This window comes from Pandoraea communis, assembly GCF_902459745.1.
In the GTDB taxonomy this organism is placed as follows: Bacteria; Pseudomonadota; Gammaproteobacteria; order Burkholderiales; family Burkholderiaceae; genus Pandoraea; species Pandoraea communis.
The window spans coordinates 1,014,961-1,032,422 of the sequence record NZ_CABPSJ010000001.1 but is presented as its reverse complement, the minus strand read 5'-3'; the positions used below and the strand labels follow the sequence as shown (position 1 = coordinate 1,032,422).

Annotated in this window: 13 protein-coding genes; 7 read left to right on the top strand and 6 right to left on the bottom strand. The window is 64.3% G+C overall.

Features of this window, described 5'->3' with window-relative positions; genetic code table 11:
• Nucleotides 1-216: 216 nt before the first annotated feature.
• The 3 genes from PCO31110_RS04740 to prpR form a co-directional block, all read right to left on the bottom strand.
• Nucleotides 217-1,533 carry a hypothetical protein gene (locus PCO31110_RS04740; RefSeq protein ID WP_150689741.1) on the bottom strand — a complete coding sequence of 439 codons (1,317 nt, stop codon included), beginning with the start codon at nucleotides 1,531-1,533 and terminating at the stop codon, nucleotides 217-219.
• A 193-nt stretch (nucleotides 1,534-1,726) separates the two neighbouring features.
• Nucleotides 1,727-2,200 (bottom strand): type III secretion system chaperone, encoded by a 474-nt coding sequence (locus tag PCO31110_RS04735; protein ID WP_168162941.1) that lies wholly within the window; start codon nucleotides 2,198-2,200, stop codon nucleotides 1,727-1,729.
• A gap of 272 nt (nucleotides 2,201-2,472) precedes the next feature.
• Complete coding sequence (gene prpR, locus PCO31110_RS04730; protein WP_150689739.1) at nucleotides 2,473-4,473, bottom strand: propionate catabolism operon regulatory protein PrpR; 2,001 nt, start codon at nucleotides 4,471-4,473, stop codon at nucleotides 2,473-2,475.
• Between the two features lie 238 nt (nucleotides 4,474-4,711).
• Between prpR and PCO31110_RS04725 the strand changes: the two genes are divergently transcribed.
• From PCO31110_RS04725 to PCO31110_RS04715, 3 genes are all read left to right on the top strand, one after another.
• Nucleotides 4,712-5,593 (top strand): isocitrate lyase/PEP mutase family protein, encoded by an 882-nt coding sequence (locus PCO31110_RS04725; protein ID WP_150689738.1) that lies wholly within the window; start codon nucleotides 4,712-4,714, stop codon nucleotides 5,591-5,593.
• A gap of 132 nt (nucleotides 5,594-5,725) precedes the next feature.
• The gene (locus tag PCO31110_RS04720) at nucleotides 5,726-7,060 is read left to right on the top strand and encodes an MFS transporter (RefSeq protein ID WP_246189722.1); all 1,335 of its coding nucleotides are present in this window, start codon (nucleotides 5,726-5,728) and stop codon (nucleotides 7,058-7,060) included.
• A 149-nt stretch (nucleotides 7,061-7,209) separates the two neighbouring features.
• Entirely contained in the window at nucleotides 7,210-7,998 is a 789-nt protein-coding gene (locus tag PCO31110_RS04715; RefSeq protein ID WP_150689736.1) for an alpha/beta fold hydrolase, read from the top strand.
• Between the two features lie 66 nt (nucleotides 7,999-8,064).
• On the opposite strand, the gene PCO31110_RS04710 is transcribed toward PCO31110_RS04715, so the two are convergent.
• From PCO31110_RS04710 to PCO31110_RS04700, 3 genes are all read right to left on the bottom strand, one after another.
• The gene (locus PCO31110_RS04710) at nucleotides 8,065-8,700 is read right to left on the bottom strand and encodes a flavin reductase family protein (RefSeq protein WP_010806796.1); all 636 of its coding nucleotides are present in this window, start codon (nucleotides 8,698-8,700) and stop codon (nucleotides 8,065-8,067) included.
• Nucleotides 8,701-8,709: 9 nt separating this feature from the next.
• Entirely contained in the window at nucleotides 8,710-9,555 is an 846-nt protein-coding gene (locus PCO31110_RS04705; protein WP_370855805.1) for a GntR family transcriptional regulator, read from the bottom strand.
• Nucleotides 9,556-9,683: 128 nt separating this feature from the next.
• Nucleotides 9,684-10,661, bottom strand: a complete 978-nt coding sequence (locus PCO31110_RS04700; protein ID WP_150689735.1) for a polysaccharide deacetylase family protein — start codon at nucleotides 10,659-10,661, stop codon at nucleotides 9,684-9,686.
• 468 nt (nucleotides 10,662-11,129) lie between these two features.
• On the opposite strand from PCO31110_RS04700, the gene PCO31110_RS04695 reads away from it, so the two are divergent.
• The 4 genes from PCO31110_RS04695 to PCO31110_RS04680 are packed head-to-tail and all read left to right on the top strand — an operon-like array spanning nucleotide 11,130 to nucleotide 17,456.
• Entirely contained in the window at nucleotides 11,130-12,281 is a 1,152-nt protein-coding gene (locus PCO31110_RS04695) for an ABC transporter substrate-binding protein (protein ID WP_174979348.1), read from the top strand.
• Between the two features lie 56 nt (nucleotides 12,282-12,337).
• Nucleotides 12,338-13,216, top strand: a complete 879-nt coding sequence (locus PCO31110_RS04690; RefSeq protein ID WP_010806792.1) for a branched-chain amino acid ABC transporter permease — start codon at nucleotides 12,338-12,340, stop codon at nucleotides 13,214-13,216.
• Nucleotides 13,213-15,813 carry a branched-chain amino acid ABC transporter ATP-binding protein/permease gene (locus tag PCO31110_RS04685; RefSeq protein WP_150689733.1) on the top strand — a complete coding sequence of 867 codons (2,601 nt, stop codon included), beginning with the start codon at nucleotides 13,213-13,215 and terminating at the stop codon, nucleotides 15,811-15,813. Before PCO31110_RS04690 ends, PCO31110_RS04685 begins: the two co-directional genes overlap by 4 nt.
• Nucleotides 15,810-17,456 (top strand): gamma-glutamyltransferase family protein, encoded by a 1,647-nt coding sequence (locus PCO31110_RS04680; protein ID WP_150689732.1) that lies wholly within the window; start codon nucleotides 15,810-15,812, stop codon nucleotides 17,454-17,456. The genes PCO31110_RS04685 and PCO31110_RS04680 overlap by 4 nt, the downstream gene beginning before the upstream one ends.
• Nucleotides 17,457-17,462 lie beyond the last annotated feature (6 nt).

Here is a 17,462-nt window from a genome sequence, read left to right as displayed (position 1 = left end):
CAGGCATCGTCCGGCTGAATCAACCTGCCGCGATTGGCATGCCGCAGTCGGCAATGCCGGCCGGGCCGCGATGGCGAAGACCGCCATCGTATGTCCGGATCGGCGCAATCTGGATATCGGGAGGGCCGGATTAGGAGAATGCAAGAATTTCCGCGTCGGCGGAGCTTGCCGCCGACGCCGTCGCAGGCTACCGGATGGCGGTGACCGCGATCGGACTTACTGAGGGTCGGTGAGCGCTTCGCTTTCGCTGTCGGTCCGGTTGGGGATCATGGCAGCGGCGACGGGTGCCTTCCACGCCATGGTCTTGTTCGGCGCCGACACGAAGTTGTCGCGAATCGTCGTTGCCTTTTCGATGCCACGCTTCTGGTCTGGGTGCAGCGCGTGGGTCGCCAACTGTTGGACTTCGTTCGCGTATGCATGGCCGATGCGATCCCCCGAGCGATGCAGGTTGAAACGATAGGCCTCGCTGTCCTGCGCAAACACGCCGCCCTCGCCTTCTGCCTGCATGGCCTTTTCGGCCTCGGCGCACACCGCACAAGCGACGAACTTGCCCGCCATCGGCACGATGACGGCGTCGGAATTCGACAATCCCAACTCGGCGATTGCCTGTGCGAAATGTGCTTCGGCGTTGCGCGCCAGGTCATCTTCGATGTTCTGCTCGGCGTGACGCGTTTCCGTCACGCCCGGCGGCAGCGCGTTTTCCGGACCTCGCTCGAACGTCGGGGGCGCGTGCACGACGAGGCTGGGGAAACCCTTGCCCGCTTCTTCGGTCAACACCCGAGAAATCGTCTCGAGCGCTTTAACGCCCTGCTTGCCGATGATTTCCGGCGAGACGCCTTCGGTCCGCGACGGTACCCCCATGCCCCGATCGATCTCCGTCTTGAGCCGCGTCTGGGCGTCTTTCAACTGATTGGCGCTCGCTCCGGCGAGGGCGTGGAATTTTCGGAAATGACGCAGGCAGGTGGCAGCGCGAACGGCATGCTTGTCCACGTTCGCCGTGCGCTCAAGTGTCTTGGAATGGTTGGGCGCTCCCGCGCTGAGGGCGATGTGCAATGCCCTGGCGAGTTTATCGCTGTGGAAGTTCGATGAGACGTGCAGCTTGTCGCCGATCACCGCCAACTGAATTTCGATGGGGTTGATCGCGCCGCGCTCGCCTTCGCTCCACTTGTCCAGGAATGTCTCGTGGGTCATCACGTGATAGAGCGTGGTCGCGATATGGGAAAGTTGTTGCGAGACCCGGTTGTATCCGACGTAAAGCTTCCGCTCCGGAGCGGGAATTTCCGAGCGAGGAATCGCACTGACCTGCGCGGTGTTCAGGAAGTAGGAACTCGGTCCCACGAATGAGCGCGCGCTCAGCGCGGACATGACTTGCGCGTTGCCGAGTTTGCTTCGTAGCACGTTCATGTCGGGGCCGGTGGTGGGCCGATTGTTGAAATCGAGAAACCTCTCGGCCGACGCCTTCTTCAGCGCATGCGAATTTCCCCGGCGGCTGAGCGTGCCTGTCGCGGCGCCCGCCTGATCTGACGCGTTCATCGCGGTATCCGGCGACATTGCGTGGGGAGTCTGTTGCGAAATGCTATTTCCAAAAGGCATAGATTCTCTGTAGATCGCTTATGTTGAATGTTCCAGACAGGACGTCGACCATCGTGCCCGGGTTGCTGTCGTCCACCCTGATAGGCGACGCCGTCGACGCGGCGCGTCGTTATTCTCCGGTTTCTCTGGTGGTTCAGCGCAGTGCGAGCCAGTGCACAGGGTCGTTGCGCTGAACGCCGGGGTTCGCGTGAAGGAAGGCCGGCACGTCACGCCGGATCACGTTGCGCCAGTGAGTGCACCATTCGAGGAATTCGACCGTGTAGGCGGCCAGTTGCTCGGCGCTCGCCAGATGCCGCGATAACGTGACGATCGCCACCGCACGCGAAGCCTGCGGATGCCATGCGATCACGGGGCTCTCGCCGCGCAACGTGTCGACCGTCATGGGAGGGAAAAGTGAGAGCAGATGCCGCGCCGGTATTTGCATGGCGGCCTCGGGAAAGTCTATCGGCAGCGTCAGCGACAACTGGTCGTCAGTGCGCAAGATGGCTAGCTCGAAATCTTCGTCGACCACAAAGCAACAGGCGCCATGCTCGTCGAATGTCAGCGAAGGAATACCAATCAACTCCCCAAACTCACGCAGAATCTGGCCTTGAAACTTCTCGGACACATTGCTCCTTTCAGGTATCGGGTTGTCATGCCGACGGGTTGCAGCCGCGCTGTAGCCGGTGCGTGCCCGCAGCACGTCCATATGAAGGATTTGTGGATCTGAGATGAAGGGCTGGTGAATTGGGTCCCGAGGCGTGGACGTTTGATCCATTCCCTATGAGGATCGGCGGTTCACGACGCATTTGCCGATTCGTGGTGTCGATGTGAGGAACTTCGGTGTCCACGACATAGAGCGCCGTCGCGACGATATCGCGATACCGCGATGGCGCACCGTCAGTCGACAGACCTCATCAATCGCCAGAACGTCGTGCGGCTGATGCCCAGCGCACGGCTGGCCGCCGCGCGATTGCCGCCTGAAGCTTGCAGCGCGGCGAGCGCGGCCGCGCGAGTGACTGGCGCGGGTGCCGCGATCTCGTCGGCGTGGCCGGTCGGGAGATGCCGCTTACTGGGTGATAACCGCAGCAATTCCGGAAATACCTCGTGCAACGTTTGCGCATGGCGTGCCACATCGTTATCGAGATAAATCGCTGCGCGCGTCAACAGGTTCTCCAGCTCGCGCACGTTGCCCGGCCAGTCGTAATGATCGAACAACGGCGAGAGCACTTTGAGAATCGGCTTCGAGGTGCGGGCATCCAGCCCGTACTGTGCAGCGTTTCTCGACAACAACGTCTGTGCGAGCAGACGAATATCCTCGCGGCGCTCGCGCAACGCGGGAAGCGTCACCTGCAACAGGTTCAGGCGGAAATACAGATCCGCACGGAATCGCCCTTGCGCAACCAGCGCGTTGAGATCGCGATGCGTCGCGGCAATCACGCGAACGTCGATCGGCACGGGACGCCCCGATCCCAGGCGCATCACCTCGCGCTCCTGCAACACGCGCAGCAACCGGCTCTGCAAGGCTGCGGGCATCTCACCGATCTCGTCGAGGAAGATAGTGCCCGTGTGCGCGATTTCGAACAGGCCCGCCTTGCCGCCACGCCGCGCGCCGGTGAAGGCGCCCTCGTCGTGACCGAACAACTCGCTCTCGATGAGCCCCTCCGGCAGTGCCGCACAGTTGAAGGCGACGAACGGGTTGCCGCGCCGCGCACTCGCGTTGTGAATACCCTGCGCGACCAGCTCCTTGCCCGTCCCGCTCTCGCCGGTCAGCAGCACCGTCGCGTCGTGCGAGGCGCCTGCGCGTGCCAACCGTCTCACCTTCTCGATCTGTCGCGAATCGCCGACCAACTCGGTCAGTTCATGCTTCGCGACAAGGTGCCTGGGCCGTTGCGTCGTGCGCAACGAGCGGTCGATGCGCTGTGCCATCTGGGCGTCCTGCACCGTCACGACCGCGCCTGAGCGCATGCCGTGCTCATAGATGGGCACGCAACTCACGATGAAGGCGCGGGCGTCGATATGCACGAGACGCTCCTCGATGGCCACGCCGCCGTCCGACAACTCCCGCAACATCGGTCCGAGCTTTCGCGTCAACTCGAATTGCCGCGCACCCAGCGTCTCGACTCGCCCGGCATCCACGTCCAGCAGCGAGAACATCGCAGGATTCACGGCTTCGAGTTGCCCGTTCTCATCGAAGGCCGCGACCCCGTCGCGCATGTGCGCCACGATGGTATTCAGACGCATGCGCTTCGATTCCTTGTCGCGGCTTACCCGCGCCAGTTCGACCGATCGCTCGAAGGCTTCTTCGACCGCGCCGAGCGAGTAGAGGAAGACATGTTCGAGCCCTGCCTCTTGCGCGAGATCGCACGCCATGCCCGGGCCGATGATGACCTTGCACCCCTGCGCCGCCAGCGTGTCGACAGCCGCCTGCACCTCGTCGACGGAACGATAGGCGCGTTGCCGAAGCTGAATCTTCAACAACTGACCGAGATCGTCCAACTCGCGCGACACCGTCTCGTGAAGCACCAAGCCAAGCGGCTGGTCCGGCCACGTTGTGGTCGCGCGTGTGATCGCGCTGAGGACGTCGAAGCCATTGACCTTGACCGTCACGACCGGCACCGACAGGTTCTCGCGCAGGTACGCCCCGTTCGATCCCGCTGCGAGCACGACGTCGACGGCCCCCGAGTCGACATACGATTGCAACGCCGCCACGGCCGCGCCATAGCCTTCGCGCACGGAATAGAAGCGCGCCCGGTCGGTGTAGCGCGGCGCGACGGTCTCGCAAAGGGTCTGCAACCGGCTGATGCTCACGAGGGCGATGCCCGGACGGCGGGCGCGGGGATCGGACGGTGCGGACGCGGTTGCACGCGGCGGCACGGTACCGGAAAGGCTGGGGGGCATTGCGAGGTCTCCGTACGGCACTGACGAAACGCATGGCTCACCGTTTCATCGGTGTTTCGCAAGCGTTTCATGAAACGTTTCATTTTCGGTTTGCCGATTCTGCCACATCCGCAGAAAACGGGCTGACCAGCGCAAGTCCATGATTTGACGCCGATTTGCTTGGCGTTCTCAAGTGATGCGGCGACTGGCACGCAGATTGCGAACGGTAGACCCATTTACCGATACGGAGACATACGCCATGACCACCACGACCGCGCAACGCCGCGCCGAATTCCGCCGCAAGGTCGAGGCCCGCCAAGGGTTGCTCGTGCCCGGCGCCTTCAACGCCCTTTCGGCGCGCGTGATCGAAGACGCCGGTTTCGAAGCGCTCTATCTCACCGGCGCGGGGGTGACCAACATGTCGCTCGGCCTGCCCGACCTCGCGTTCGTGGGGCTTGCCGAGATGGCCGAGCACACCGCCCGCGTGCGCGACGCCGTCTCGCTGCCGATCATCGTCGATGCCGACACGGGCTTCGGCAACGCCCTCAACGTACGTCATACGGTGCGTGTGCTCGAACGCAGCGGCGCCGATGCCATCCAGTTCGAGGATCAGGTGTTGCCCAAGAAGTGCGGTCACTTCAACGGCAAGGCCGTGATCGGCGCCGACGAGATGGTCGGCAAGATCCGTGCTGCCGTCGACGCGCGTGAAGACGCCAACCTGCAAATCATCGCCCGTACCGACGCGGCTGCCGTCGAAGGCATCGAAGCCGCCATCGAGCGCGGTCACCGCTTCATCGACGCCGGTGCCGACATCCTGTTCATCGAAGCGACAGAGACGCTGGCCGATATCGAACGTCTGCCGGCGCTGTTCGATCGTCCGCAGTTGATCAACATCGTCATCGGCGGGAAGACGCCGACGCAATCGCAGCCGCGTCTGGCCGAACTGGGCTACGGCATCGTGCTCTATGCGAACGCCGCGCTGCAAAGCGCCGTGCTCGGCATGCAAAAGGCGCTGGGTACGCTGCGCGACAGCGGGCGTCTGGACGAAGACCCGTCACTCGTGGTGCCCTTTGCCGAGCGCCAGCGTCTGGTCAACAAGCCGTTCTACGACGCACTCGACAAGAAGTACGCCGCTAGCTAAGCGCGCGGAGCTCGCGCCCACCCCCCTGAATACGCATGACGGCGACGCCGGCAGTTCTTGGCGTCGCCCGCTCTTCCAGCAGTACGGCACCGCTGCACGATGGCAGTAGACAACAAGTATTGGAGACAGACTGTGACGCCCCCCTCGGATTCCCTTGCCGCCCGCCCCTCGAACACTTCACACACTTCACATGCGGCCCCCGGCACGCGTGCGCCGGTCAAGATCGGCTCCATCGTCGGTGGCCTCGCAGGCAACCTGATCGAGTGGTATGACTTTCTCGCGTACAGCATCTTTTCGATCTATTTCGCCAAGGCGTTCTTTCCCGGCGATAACCCGACCGTCCAACTGATGAATACGGCCGCGATTGCGGCGGTCGGCTATGTGGCGCGTCCGCTGGGCAGTTGGCTCATTGGGTTGTATGCCGACCGGCGCGGCCGCAAGGCAGCCCTCACGGGATCGGTGCTTGCGATGAGTGTCGGCTCGATGATGATTGCGCTCACACCCGGCTACGCAAGCATCGGCATCTTCGCGCCGATGGTGCTGATTGCGGCGCGTCTGTTGCAAGGCCTGTCGATGGGCGGCGAGTACGGCACGAGCGCGACCTATCTGAGCGAAATCGCGCCGGAGCATCGCAAAGGCTTTTACCTCGGCTTCTTGCAAGTGAGCGTGGTCGCCGGGCAACTCGTGGCGCTCGGCCTGATGCTGCTGATGCAGCGCGTATTGCTCACTTCGGAACAGATCGAGCATTGGGGATGGCGCATCCCGTTCGTGCTGGGTGGCGTGCTGGCGCTCTTCGCGTTGTATATGCGTCGCAACGTGACGGAGAGCGAGGCGTTTGTCGATAGCGCGAAAAAACGCGAGACATCGATTACCCGCGAAGTGCTGGGGCATTGGCGTCAGATTCTGCTGGCCATCGGCATCACCATCGGTGGCACGGTGGCGTTCTACACGTTCACCGTCTACATGCAGAAGTTCCTGGTGAATTCGGTCGGACTGTCGAAAGAGTCGTCGACGTTCATCTCTACACTGGCGCTGTTGCTTTACATGCCGCTGCAACCGCTGTTTGGCCTGCTCTCGGACGTGATCGGCCGCCGCAAGGTGTTGATGATCTTCGGCGTGAGTACGACGCTGTTCTCCGTGCCGCTCTTCACGGCGCTCAGTCACACCAAAGATCCGGTGGTGGCGTTTGCCCTGTCGTTCGCCGGGCTGGTGATGCTCTCGGGCTTCACGTCGGTGCACATGCTGGCGAAGACGGAGCTGTTCCCGCCGCGCATCCGTGCGTTGGCCGTTGGTTGCCCGTATGCGTTGACCACGGCCATCCTCGGCGGCACGACGGAGTTCGTCGCGCTGCGCTTCAAGGCGAGCGGCCACGAATCGTACTTCTATTGGTACGTGACGATCTGCGCGGCGATCTCGCTCATCGTCTATCTGAAGATGCCCGAGACACGCGGTCGCCGCTTCGACTGATGCACCGCAAGTTGCGTTGACTTTGCGGGGACGAGACGATACGATCAAGTCCTAATTCGAACGCCCTCCCGGTCCGCCGGGGGGGCGTTTCTTTTTGGTTTCCGGACTTCGTGATCCGGATCTCATTCACCAGAAAGGAACGAATCGAAATGACTAATCTCTCTTGCGCCATGCTGGGCTTCACGCCATTCGGCAATGGTCCTGAACCCGTTCTCGTCTTGCATGACTGGCTCGGCGATCACACGAATTACGACACCCTCTTGCCGTATCTCGACGGTGCGACATTCACCTACGTGTTCGTCGACTTGCGCGGGTACGGACGCTCAAAACACCTGCGCGGCTGCTACACCATCGACGAGATCGCGACCGATTGCCTCGGCGTGGCCGACGCGTTGGGTTGGACGCGCTTCCATGTCGTCGGTCATTCGATGACCGGAATGGCGACGCAACGCCTCGCAGCCAATGTCCCTTCGCGCATCAAGAGTGCCGTGGCGGTGTGTCCGCTGTCGGCGGCTGGCAATCGCCTGCCACCGGAGGCTGCCGAGTTTTTCGCGTTGACGTGCGAGAACGACGACGCGTTTCGCCGCTTGGTGAAGTTCGTGACTGGGGGCGTGAAGGGTGTCCCCGACGATTGGGTCGACGCGAAGCTGCGCCGAAACCGCGAGTCTGTGGCAGCGGCGTGCCGTCGTCGCTATCTCGACATGATGACGATGACGGACTTCGTCGACGAGGTGCGCGGGTTGAGCACCCCGTGGCTGGTGATCGTAGGAGACAAGGACCCGGGTCTGGATGCCGAGGCGATGAAGCAGACCTTCCTCGCGTGGCATCCGAACGCGCAGCTAACCGAGATGAAGGACTGCGGGCATTACCCGATGCAAACGAATGCCCCGGCATTCGCAACGCTAATGGAAACGTTCCTGAGGGCTCACACGCGATGAAAGACCACGCGACGATGACACGAAGCTATGCCTCTCGTCGTCGTCGCGCGCTTTAAGCGCTCGCGTCTACATCTCATCGACGGCGGTGCTGGCCGTGGTTTGGCCGCCGTCCTGTTCGAGCGAGAAGCGATTGCGGGTGTCGACGTAGAAGCTCGCACCGAAGCGTCCCACAGGAAAGTAGTTCTGCAACCTGACACGCCATTGCTGGGTATCGATCAGTTCGTCGCGGGCGTGCATGCGCTCGACGCGCCCGATGAAGATATGGCGGCTCGGCGTTTCCAGCGTTTCCCAAAGCGTGCATTCGAAGGCGACCGGTGCTTGTGCAATGCGCGGCGGCGCGACGAGGCTGCTTGCCACCGGCGTGAGTCCCGCATGCGTCAACTCGCTTTCGCTTGGTGGGAGCCGGTCGCCACACGCATGCATTCGCGCCGTCATCGGCTCATCGGTGAGATGCACGACGTATTCGCGGCTGCGCAGAATATTGGCCGCAGTGTCCTTGAGCGAATCGTCGTCGCGCCGGTTGATCGAGAGCATCACGATCGGCGGTTCTTCACCCACCATGTTGAACATCGAGAACGGCGCGGCATTGACGGCGCCGCCCTCGTTGATTGTGGTCACGAGCGCAATCGGGCGCGGCACGATCAGGCTCGCCATCAATTTGTAGCGCTGGTACGCCGTGATTTCGCGGAAGTCGATTTCCATGCGATGTCCTCAGGTTTTCTGGCGGCGTTGGCGTTTGACGGGTTCGGCAGGCGGCGCAACGTCTTCCGGCGATACCGCTTCCGGTAAGCCAAGCAGCGACGCCAGACTTTTCTGCCCGCGCATGCGCGTTGTCTCGATACGGCGCTCGAGTTCTTCGAGGTGCGACTGCATGCGGGCGATGGCGCCGGCCGCATCGCGCCGGACGATGCACGCCACGATGGCGGCGTGTTCGTCGTGTTCGCACGGGGCATAACCGGGCGGTTCGTACAACCCGACGATAAGCGAGCAGCGCGAGATCAACTCGGTAAGGTAACGCAGCAGTACCGCATTGCCGGCCAGCGCGGCGACGCGCAAATGGAAGTCGCTCGCGAGGCGTGCCCATGACGGCTGATCGAAGCGGTGCATGGCGGTATGCTCGGCGTCGAGCTGACGGCGCAGCATGGCGAGGTCGTCGTCGGTCACATTGGCGACGGCCAGTTCGACGAGCGCTCGCTCCAACGCGCGCCGGGCCTCGAAGATTTCGCGAGTCTCCTCCGGCGTCGGTTCCGCGATCACTGCCCCTTTGTTGGGGCGCAGCGTGACGATGCCGTCATGCGCCAGACGCTCCAGCACGCGACGCACCACCGCGCGCCCCACGTCGAAGAGCTGACAAAGCTCAGGCTCCGGGAGTTTGGTGCCGGGCGTCAGACGATGCCCGAGCACGCCATCGACGATGGTGCGGTAGATGTGCGTCTCGATCCGCGTCTCGGCGCTTTGCTCGCCGAGGTCTTGCGGGACGGGCGCGTGCAAGGACAGCAAACGGGATTCGGCATCACTCGCAGGCGCGGCAGCGGTTGCCGCAGATGCGGACCGCACGGATTTTCCGGCGGCGCGGCGCGAAGGGGTCAGCGGTTTGTCGGCAGGCATAGGCGGCGACGGTAGCAAGGTCGAGGGTGGGCAATCGGGACACGCCGGGCAATGCGGCTTGAGCGTCATATCGCACCTTACCCTATGATGGCGTCGGGTTGTGTCGCGCTCACGGCCGTGACGTGCGCCGCAATATCGCCCGGCGTTGCGAGCCAGATGTCGCCGCGCCGCGCTGCGTCGGCGATGGGGGTGAGCACGCGGCGCAGGTGGCGCAGGCGATACGGTTGCCCGACGAGGTACGGATGCAAGGCGATCCCCATCACCAGTGGCTGGGCGCGCGTCGGATGTTCCGCCTGCGCGTACATCTCGTCGAATTGATCCGCAATCATGTCGGCGAATGCCGCACCATCGAGCTGACGCCCCACGATCATCGGAATGTCGTTCACCTCCTGCGGATACGGCACCGACCACAACGTGCCGTGCGCGGTGCGCATGCGCACCGGCCGGTCGTCATGACACCAGTTCAACGTGTAGCGATAACCGGTGAGCGCGAGCAGATCCGGTGTGTCATGCGTCTCCGATATCCAGGGCGATAGCCACCCCGTCGGGGTATATCCCGTCTCCGTCGCGAGGCGCGCGCGGCAATGCGCGAGGAGATCGTGCTCATGAGCGAACTCGAAATCGCTCTGACGATGCCCATTCGTATGTCCATGTCCGATCAACTCGTCGCCGCGCGCCACACACGCGCGCACGAGCGCGGGGCAATGGTCGAGCAGCGATGTGTTGAGTACCACGCCGGCGGGTATCGACAAATCGTCGAACAGATCGAGACAGCGCCACGCGCCCACCCGATTGCCGTATTCGCGCCAACTGAAGTTGAGCACGTCCGGCTGCGGCGAGACAGGGCCCAGGTTCGCGCCCAACCCCTCACCGAAAGCGAAGTGCTCCAGATTGAAACCGAGGTAGACGGCAAGGCGCGCGCCGTTGGGCCAGCGATACGTATCGCGTGCCGTGATCGGTAGATAGTCGAAGCGGTCGTGCGTGCGAAGCGCACCGAAGCGGGGGTCGGTGCTCGCGCAGTCGTCGTGTTCCGTAAGCGTCAGGGCAGAAGTCATCGGGTGTCGTCGTTGCCTTGCATGGCGGCAAGGCGTGCTCAATGTCAGGGTCCATTCGTTCATCGTTCGTGCTCACGTCGTGAGCCGACTTGAAACATCTACGCACCGCGACTGTGCGAGCGTGTTCCGAGTTGGCGCAAATCAGATCGTCAACGAACGTTACAACCAATCGTTCGCAATTTCGATGCCAGATCGTCAACACGTTGTGATTCATATCGTACTGAGCGATTCAGGCGAAATGTCGACGACGTGGCATGCCTCTTGCATACGGCGGGGATATGTCCGGGCGATGCCCCGGCACCGGGACCGTAATCGGTCCGCTTTCGATTCGCTTCTGATGCTTCCTCACGGAGATTGCTCATGTCTGCATCTGTACGTTCCAACGCCGCCAGCGACACGACGGCGCTATCGGCCTCACCCCGCCGGCGCTGGCTCCGGGCCGGTGTGTTTGCACTGGCGGCCGCCGGTATGTCGTTCGCCGGCGCATCGAGCTATGCGGCGGACACGATCAAGATCGGTCTCGTCACGGCGCTCTCGGGGCAGTCGGCGCGCGCGGGTGAAGCGCTTACGCGGGGCATGACGATCGCCATCGACGAGATCAATGCGGGCGGTGGTGTTCTCGGCGGGCGCAAGCTCGAACTGGTGCGCCGCGACGACGAGGGCAACCCGGCCAAAGGGGTGCTTGCCGCTCGCGAGCTGATCTACAAAGACAAGGTGGCGGTGCTGTTCGGCGGACTCGACACGCCGGTGTCGATGGCCATCGTGCCCATCGCGAATCAGGAGAAAGTGCCGTTCATGGGGCCGTGGGCGGCGGGCACGCCGATTACGCGCAACGGTGCAAATCCGAACTACGTGTTTCGCGTATCGGCCGTCGATGAAATCGTCGACAGCGCCATGGTCGCTCATGCGCAGGAGACCTTCGGCGCGAAGAAGCTCGGTCTGATTCTCGTGAACAACCCGTGGGGCGAATCGAATGAGAAAGGCATCGTCGCCGCGCTGGCCGCCAAAGGCATGAAGCCCGCCGGGGTGGAGAAGTTCGAGGCCAACGACGTGGACGTCACGCCGCAATTGGGCCGCCTCAAGGCCGCCGGGGCCGACACGCTGCTGATGGTCGGCAATGTCGGGCCGTCGGCGCAGGTCGTGAAGTCGCTCGACCGCATGGGCTGGAAGGTGCCCATCGTGTCGCACTGGGGCCCGGCGGGCGGCCGCTTCACCGAGTTGGCCGGCCCCAACGCGAAGGCCGTGCATTTCGTGCAGACGTATAGCTTCTTCGGTGCGACGTCGCCGGTGAGCGCGCGTGTCGTTGCCGCCCTCAAGGCGAAGTACTCCGACATCAAGGGGGTGGACGACATCACCCCGGCCGTTGGCGTGGCGAACGCCTACGACGCGATGCGTCTGACGGCGCTGGCCATCGACAAGGCGGGCTCGACGAAAGGCGACGCGATTCGCGGCGGCTTCTACAAGATCGACCGTTACGAAGGGCTCATCAAGACGTATGTGAAGCCGTTTAACGACCAGCAGCACGACGCGCTGTCTGCGCAAGACTACGTGTGGGCGCAATTTATCGACAACCGCATCGTTCCCGTGACGGCCAAGGGCGCGAAGGTCGCGGCGAAGTAAGTCGCACGTCACCGGTATTGAGGGGCGCCGCGTGCCGGCGTCCCGGAGGACATCTCATGCAATGGATCTCGGCGCTTGTCGCCGGCCTGGGGCTCGGCAGTATGTACGGCCTCATGGCGCTCGGCTTTCATCTGACCTTTGCGGTAAGCGCGACGGTCAACTTCGCGCAGGGTAGCTCGATGATGCTGGGCGCCGTGCTGGCGTACACGTTCGCACAGACGCTCGGCTGGCCGATGCCACTGGCGATCGTCGCCGCGCTCGTACTGTGCGCCGTCTACGGTCTGGTGGTGGAGCGTCTCGCGGTGCAACCGTTCGTGCGACGCGGGTCCAGTGCGTGGCTGATGGCGACGGTCGCGCTGGGTATCGTGCTCGATAACGTGGTCATGCTCACCTTCGGCACCGAGCCGCGCAGTCTGCCGTCTTCGTTGGCGCAAAGCTCCCTGCAGATCGGCGACGCGGGCCTTGGCGTGTATCCGCTGCAATTGGTGATCCCGGTGGTCGGTCTCGCGCTCGCGGGCGCATTGCACTACGTGCTGCGGCGCTCGCGCTGGGGCGTGGCCATGCTGGCCGTGGTACAGAACCGCGACGCTGCGCGGCTCATGGGCATCCCCATTCAGCGCACCATTGCCGGCGCGTTCGCCGTATCGACGCTGCTCGCAGGGGTGGCAGGCGTGTTGATCGCGCCGCTGTTCAATGTGCAGGCCGACATGGGCACCGTGTTCGGCCTCAAGGCATTTGCCGTGGCGATTCTCGGCGGACTCTCCAGCGCCTGGGGCGTGATGATCGCGGGTCTGTTGTTCGGTGTGAGTGAAGCGATGATTACCGCGACGCTGGGATCGAGCTACACCCAGATCATTACGTTCGGTCTGGTCATCGTGTTGCTGGCGATGCGTCCGGAAGGCATGTTCGGTCGCGCGGAGGTACGTAAGGTATGAGCGATTCTCCTTTGCGGTTGGCGTCGCCGTCCGTCCAAGCCGGGGCCTCGGGGGCGAGGGCCGCGCGGACCCGCGACGGCATGGCACTTACGGCGATCCTCGCGGCGGCGCTGCTGGCGATGGCGGGTGCTGCCTGTGTGGTGAACGGCTATTTCGTCGTGGTCATCGCGGGCGTGGCATTGCTCGCGATCTGCGGCGTGGGCCTCAATCTTCTGCTGGGACTCACGGGGCAAGTGTCGTTTGGCCATGTGGGCTTCTATGCAATCGGCGCGTATGCCGTGGCCATTCTGACCACGCAGGCGGGCTGGCCGTTCTGGCCCGCATGGCTCGCGGGCGGGGCGATTGCCGCGCTGAGCGGCGCTTTGCTGGCGTTGCCCGCGCTGCGGGTGCGTGGCCCGGGCCTCGCCATGGTGACGATTGCCTTCGGCTTCATCGTCGAGCACGGCGCGGTGGAATGGCGCGCGCTGACCGGCGGACAGAACGGTTTGATGGGCGTGATGCCGCCGGGCGTCTTCGGTATCGACGGAAGCGAGCGCGTGGTGGCCATGGCGGCGCTCGCCGTCCTGGCGGTGGCGCTGCTGATCTACGCGCGCATCTCTCGCGGGACGTGGGGGGCGGCCATGCGTGCCGTGCGCGACAGCGAGACGGCGGCGGCGTCGATTGGCGTGAATCCGCTGATCGTCAAGGCGGTGGCGTTCGCGTTTTCTGCGGCGCTGGCCGGATTGGCGGGAGGCTTGTTCGCACCGCTGCAAGGCATGGTCACGCCGGGCATGTTCTCGTTCCTTCAGTCGCTCTTGTTCGTGCTGGTCGTGATGATCGGCGGTGCGGGCACGATTGCCGGGCCGCTCGTCGGCGCAGTGGTCGTCGGGTTGCTGCCGGAGTTGCTGGCAAGTCTTGAGAACCTGCGTCTGCTGTGTTTCGGTGTGCTGTTGCTGGTTGTGTTGTGGGGTGCGCCGAATGGTGTGATTGGCGTGTTGGGTACGTGGTGGAAGTCGCGACGCGGCGCGTCGTCGAACGACGGTAGTGTCGATGCGAGCGCGCCGCTTACGCTGCCGGTGCTGGCCCAAGCGCAACGAAAGCGCCTTGCCGCACACGGCCTCGCCATGACGTTTGGCGGCGTGAAGGCCGTGGCCGATCTGTCGTTCGAACTGCCGGCCGCACAGGTGACGAGTCTGATCGGCCCGAATGGTGCAGGCAAGTCAACTGTCCTGAATATGCTCTCGGGCTTTTATCGACCGCAAGCCGGCACGCGTGCGCTCGGCGGCGACGCCCTCGCCGCACGAGGCGCATGCGACAGTGCACGGCATGGCGTGGCGCGCACGTATCAGACGTCGCAACTGTTTGGCGGCATGAGCGTGCTGGATAACGTGACGCTTGCGTTGAGCGCGGGACGACTCGGCGGCTTGCTCGGTGTCGCCCGCATGCGTAGCAAGAGACATCGTGACGCGGCAATCGCCCTGTTGCGCGCGTGCGGTTATCACGGCGATGTGGAACTGATGGCCGCCGATCTCGCGCACGTCGACCGGCGTCTGGTGGAGATCGCACGCGCATTGGCGACACGTCCGGCGGTGCTGCTGCTCGACGAACCGGCAGCGGGGCTGTCGACGCAGGACAAGGCGCAACTGGGCAAACTGCTGCGCGAGATCGCCGATAGTGGGGTGGCGGTCGGTCTGGTCGAACACGATATGTCGTTGGTGATGGGCGTGTCGGATGGCATCGTCGTGATCGATGCGGGACGTTTTCTCGCGCAGGGATCGCCGAGCGCCATTCGGCATGACGAGCGCGTGCGTCAGGCGTACCTCGGTGCGCAGACGGCGGAAGCCGGCAAGCCGCGCGAACGCGATGTCGCGACCACGCCGGAAGTTCTGGGTGTCGGCAAGCTCACTGCGGGATACGGCGCGGCACCGGTCTTGCATGACGTATCGATTCAGGTACGCGAGGGCGAACTGGTGGCGTTGCTCGGCGCCAATGGCGCGGGCAAGTCGACACTCATGCGCTCGCTCGCGGGCTTGCATCGCCCGGTGAGCGGCGGCATCACATTCGACGGGCGTGATCTTTCGCGGCTGGATGCCGCGAAGATTGCCGCATTGGGCGTGGTGCTGGTGCCGGAGGGGCGGCAGGTATTCGCGGAACTGTCGGTGCTCGACAATCTTCGGCTCGGGGCGTTTCCGTGTGGCCGGTTGCCTCGGGCGACGCTTGAGGCGCGTATCGAGCGGATGTTCGCGCGCTATCCGCGCTTGCGCGAACGGCAACATCAGCGCGCGGGTCTGCTCTCCGGCGGTGAACAACAGATGCTCGCGATTGCGCGTGCGTTGATGTCGGCGCCGCGCGTGTTGTTGCTCGACGAACCGTCGCTGGGGTTGGCGCCGAAAGTCATCGCGGAGTTGTTCGCGTCGCTCGATGCGCTGCGGCGTGAGTCGCTGTCGATGTTGCTCGTCGACCAGATGGCGGCGATGGCGTTGTCCATCGCCGATCGCGGATACGTGCTGGAAGAGGGCCGCGTGAGCGTGAGCGGTCCGGCGAGCGAGCTGGCGGGCGACGCGCGTCTGGCGGCGGCGTATCTCGGCGGACAACATGGGGCAGGAGTGGCGGCATGACGGCGCGAGACATTACCGGTGCAGCAACGTCAGCGCCAGCGCTTGCCAGCGGACGCGCCGGATTGGTCACCAGTCCGCATGCGCTGGCCAGCGCGGCTGGACGCGACGTCCTGCAACAAGGCGGCAACGCTATTGAAGCGGCCATCGCCGTCGCGGCCATGCTGTGCGTCACGATGCCGCACTTCACGGGCCTTGGCGGCGACGGCTTCTGGTTGGTTGCCGACGGCGCGCAGGGCGACACACCGCCGCTCGCGATTTCCGGCATCGGGCAGGCAGCACAGCGTCTGCCTTCGGCGTTGCTGGACGGCGGACCCGTTGCCGTGCGCGGACCCGCCAGCGCGCTGACCACGGCGGCAACGGTCGCCGCATGGGAAGCGGCGTATCGCGTGAGTCGCGAGGCGTGGGGTGGCACGATGTCGTGGGCGTCGCTGCTCGCCCCCGCCATCGCTGCCGCAGAGGACGGTTTTGCGGTGAGCCGTTCGCAAGACTTCTGGTATGCGTATCGGGCGACCGAGATGGGCGATGCGGCTACGTGGCACGGCTTCGCACAAACGTTCCTGCCGGGCGGGCGCGCGCCCGTGTCGGGTGAGTGGTTTCGGCAACCGGCGTTGGCGCGGACATTGCGGCGGCTATCCGAGGGGGGCGCGCGCGAATTCTACGAGGGCGAGTTGGCTGCCCGTATGGCGAGCGGGCTGCAAGACGCCGGTTCGCCGCTCACGCGAGACGACCTTGCCGCCACGCGGGTGCATGTGTCGCCTGCGCTGACGATGTCGTATGGCGATGGTGTGCTGGCGACGCTGCCGCCCCCGACGCAGGGCGTGACGACGCTGCAAATCATGGGGATACTCGCGCGACTGGGGCTGCGCGATTGTGCGCATGGGAGCGCGACGTACTACCACCGGCTCGTCGAGGCGGTGAAGCAGGCGTTCGTCGATCGCGACCGTTATGTGGCGGACCCCGAATATGCCGATGTCCCGGTGAGCGCGATGTTGTCCGATGCGCATCTGAGCGCGGCTGCCGCGCGCATTGACGATCACGTCGCGCTCGACTGGCCGCATCGCTTTCGTGAAGGCGATACGGTCTATTTCGCCGCGACGGACGCCGCCGGGCGCGCCGTCAGCGTGTTGCAGACGATCTACTTCGATTGGGGCAGCGGCGTGATGGCGGGCGACACCGGGGTGCTGTGGCACAACCGGGGGGCGGCATTTCGTCCGGCGGGAAGTGCACATCCCAATGCGTTGACGCCGGGCAAGCGACCGTTCCATACGCTCAATCCCGGCATGTATCTGGAAGGCGGACGCCCTCGTCTGCTGTACGGCACACAGGGTGCGGACGGCCAGCCACAGACGCTATGCGCGTTGCTCACACGGTTGATCGACTATGGCATGAACCCGTACGAAGCGCTTTCGCAGCCGCGCTTCTTGCTGGGCCGCACGTTTTCGGACAGCCGGGACAATCTGAAGCTGGAGTGCGACGCGGGAGACGACGTGTTCGCCGCGTTGACGCAGCGTGGCCATGCGTTGGCCGCGCTGCCGAGGCACAGCCCGCTGGCGGGTCAGGCAGGGGTCATTGCGATGGATGTGGACGGACTGGCGACGGGGGCGCACGATCCGCGCAGCGATGGTGCGGCGTTGGCCGCCTAGCGGTGG

Excerpts from the sequence above, each read along its gene's own strand:
- PCO31110_RS04715 (WP_150689736.1), top strand. The coding sequence starts at position 7,210 with ATGACTAATCTCTCTTGCGCCATGCTGGGCTTCACGCCATTCGGCAAT.
- prpR (WP_150689739.1), bottom strand. The coding sequence starts at position 4,473 with ATGCCCCCCAGCCTTTCCGGTACCGTGCCGCCGCGTGCAACCGCGTCC.
- PCO31110_RS04740 (WP_150689741.1), bottom strand. The coding sequence starts at position 1,533 with ATGAACGCGTCAGATCAGGCGGGCGCCGCGACAGGCACGCTCAGCCGC.
- PCO31110_RS04690 (WP_010806792.1), top strand. The coding sequence starts at position 12,338 with ATGCAATGGATCTCGGCGCTTGTCGCCGGCCTGGGGCTCGGCAGTATG.
- PCO31110_RS04695 (WP_174979348.1), top strand. The coding sequence starts at position 11,130 with ATGTCGTTCGCCGGCGCATCGAGCTATGCGGCGGACACGATCAAGATC.
- PCO31110_RS04680 (WP_150689732.1), top strand. The coding sequence starts at position 15,810 with ATGACGGCGCGAGACATTACCGGTGCAGCAACGTCAGCGCCAGCGCTT.
- PCO31110_RS04725 (WP_150689738.1), top strand. The coding sequence starts at position 4,712 with ATGACCACCACGACCGCGCAACGCCGCGCCGAATTCCGCCGCAAGGTC.
- PCO31110_RS04700 (WP_150689735.1), bottom strand. The coding sequence starts at position 10,661 with ATGACTTCTGCCCTGACGCTTACGGAACACGACGACTGCGCGAGCACC.
- PCO31110_RS04710 (WP_010806796.1), bottom strand. The coding sequence starts at position 8,700 with ATGGAAATCGACTTCCGCGAAATCACGGCGTACCAGCGCTACAAATTG.
- PCO31110_RS04685 (WP_150689733.1), top strand. The coding sequence starts at position 13,213 with ATGAGCGATTCTCCTTTGCGGTTGGCGTCGCCGTCCGTCCAAGCCGGG.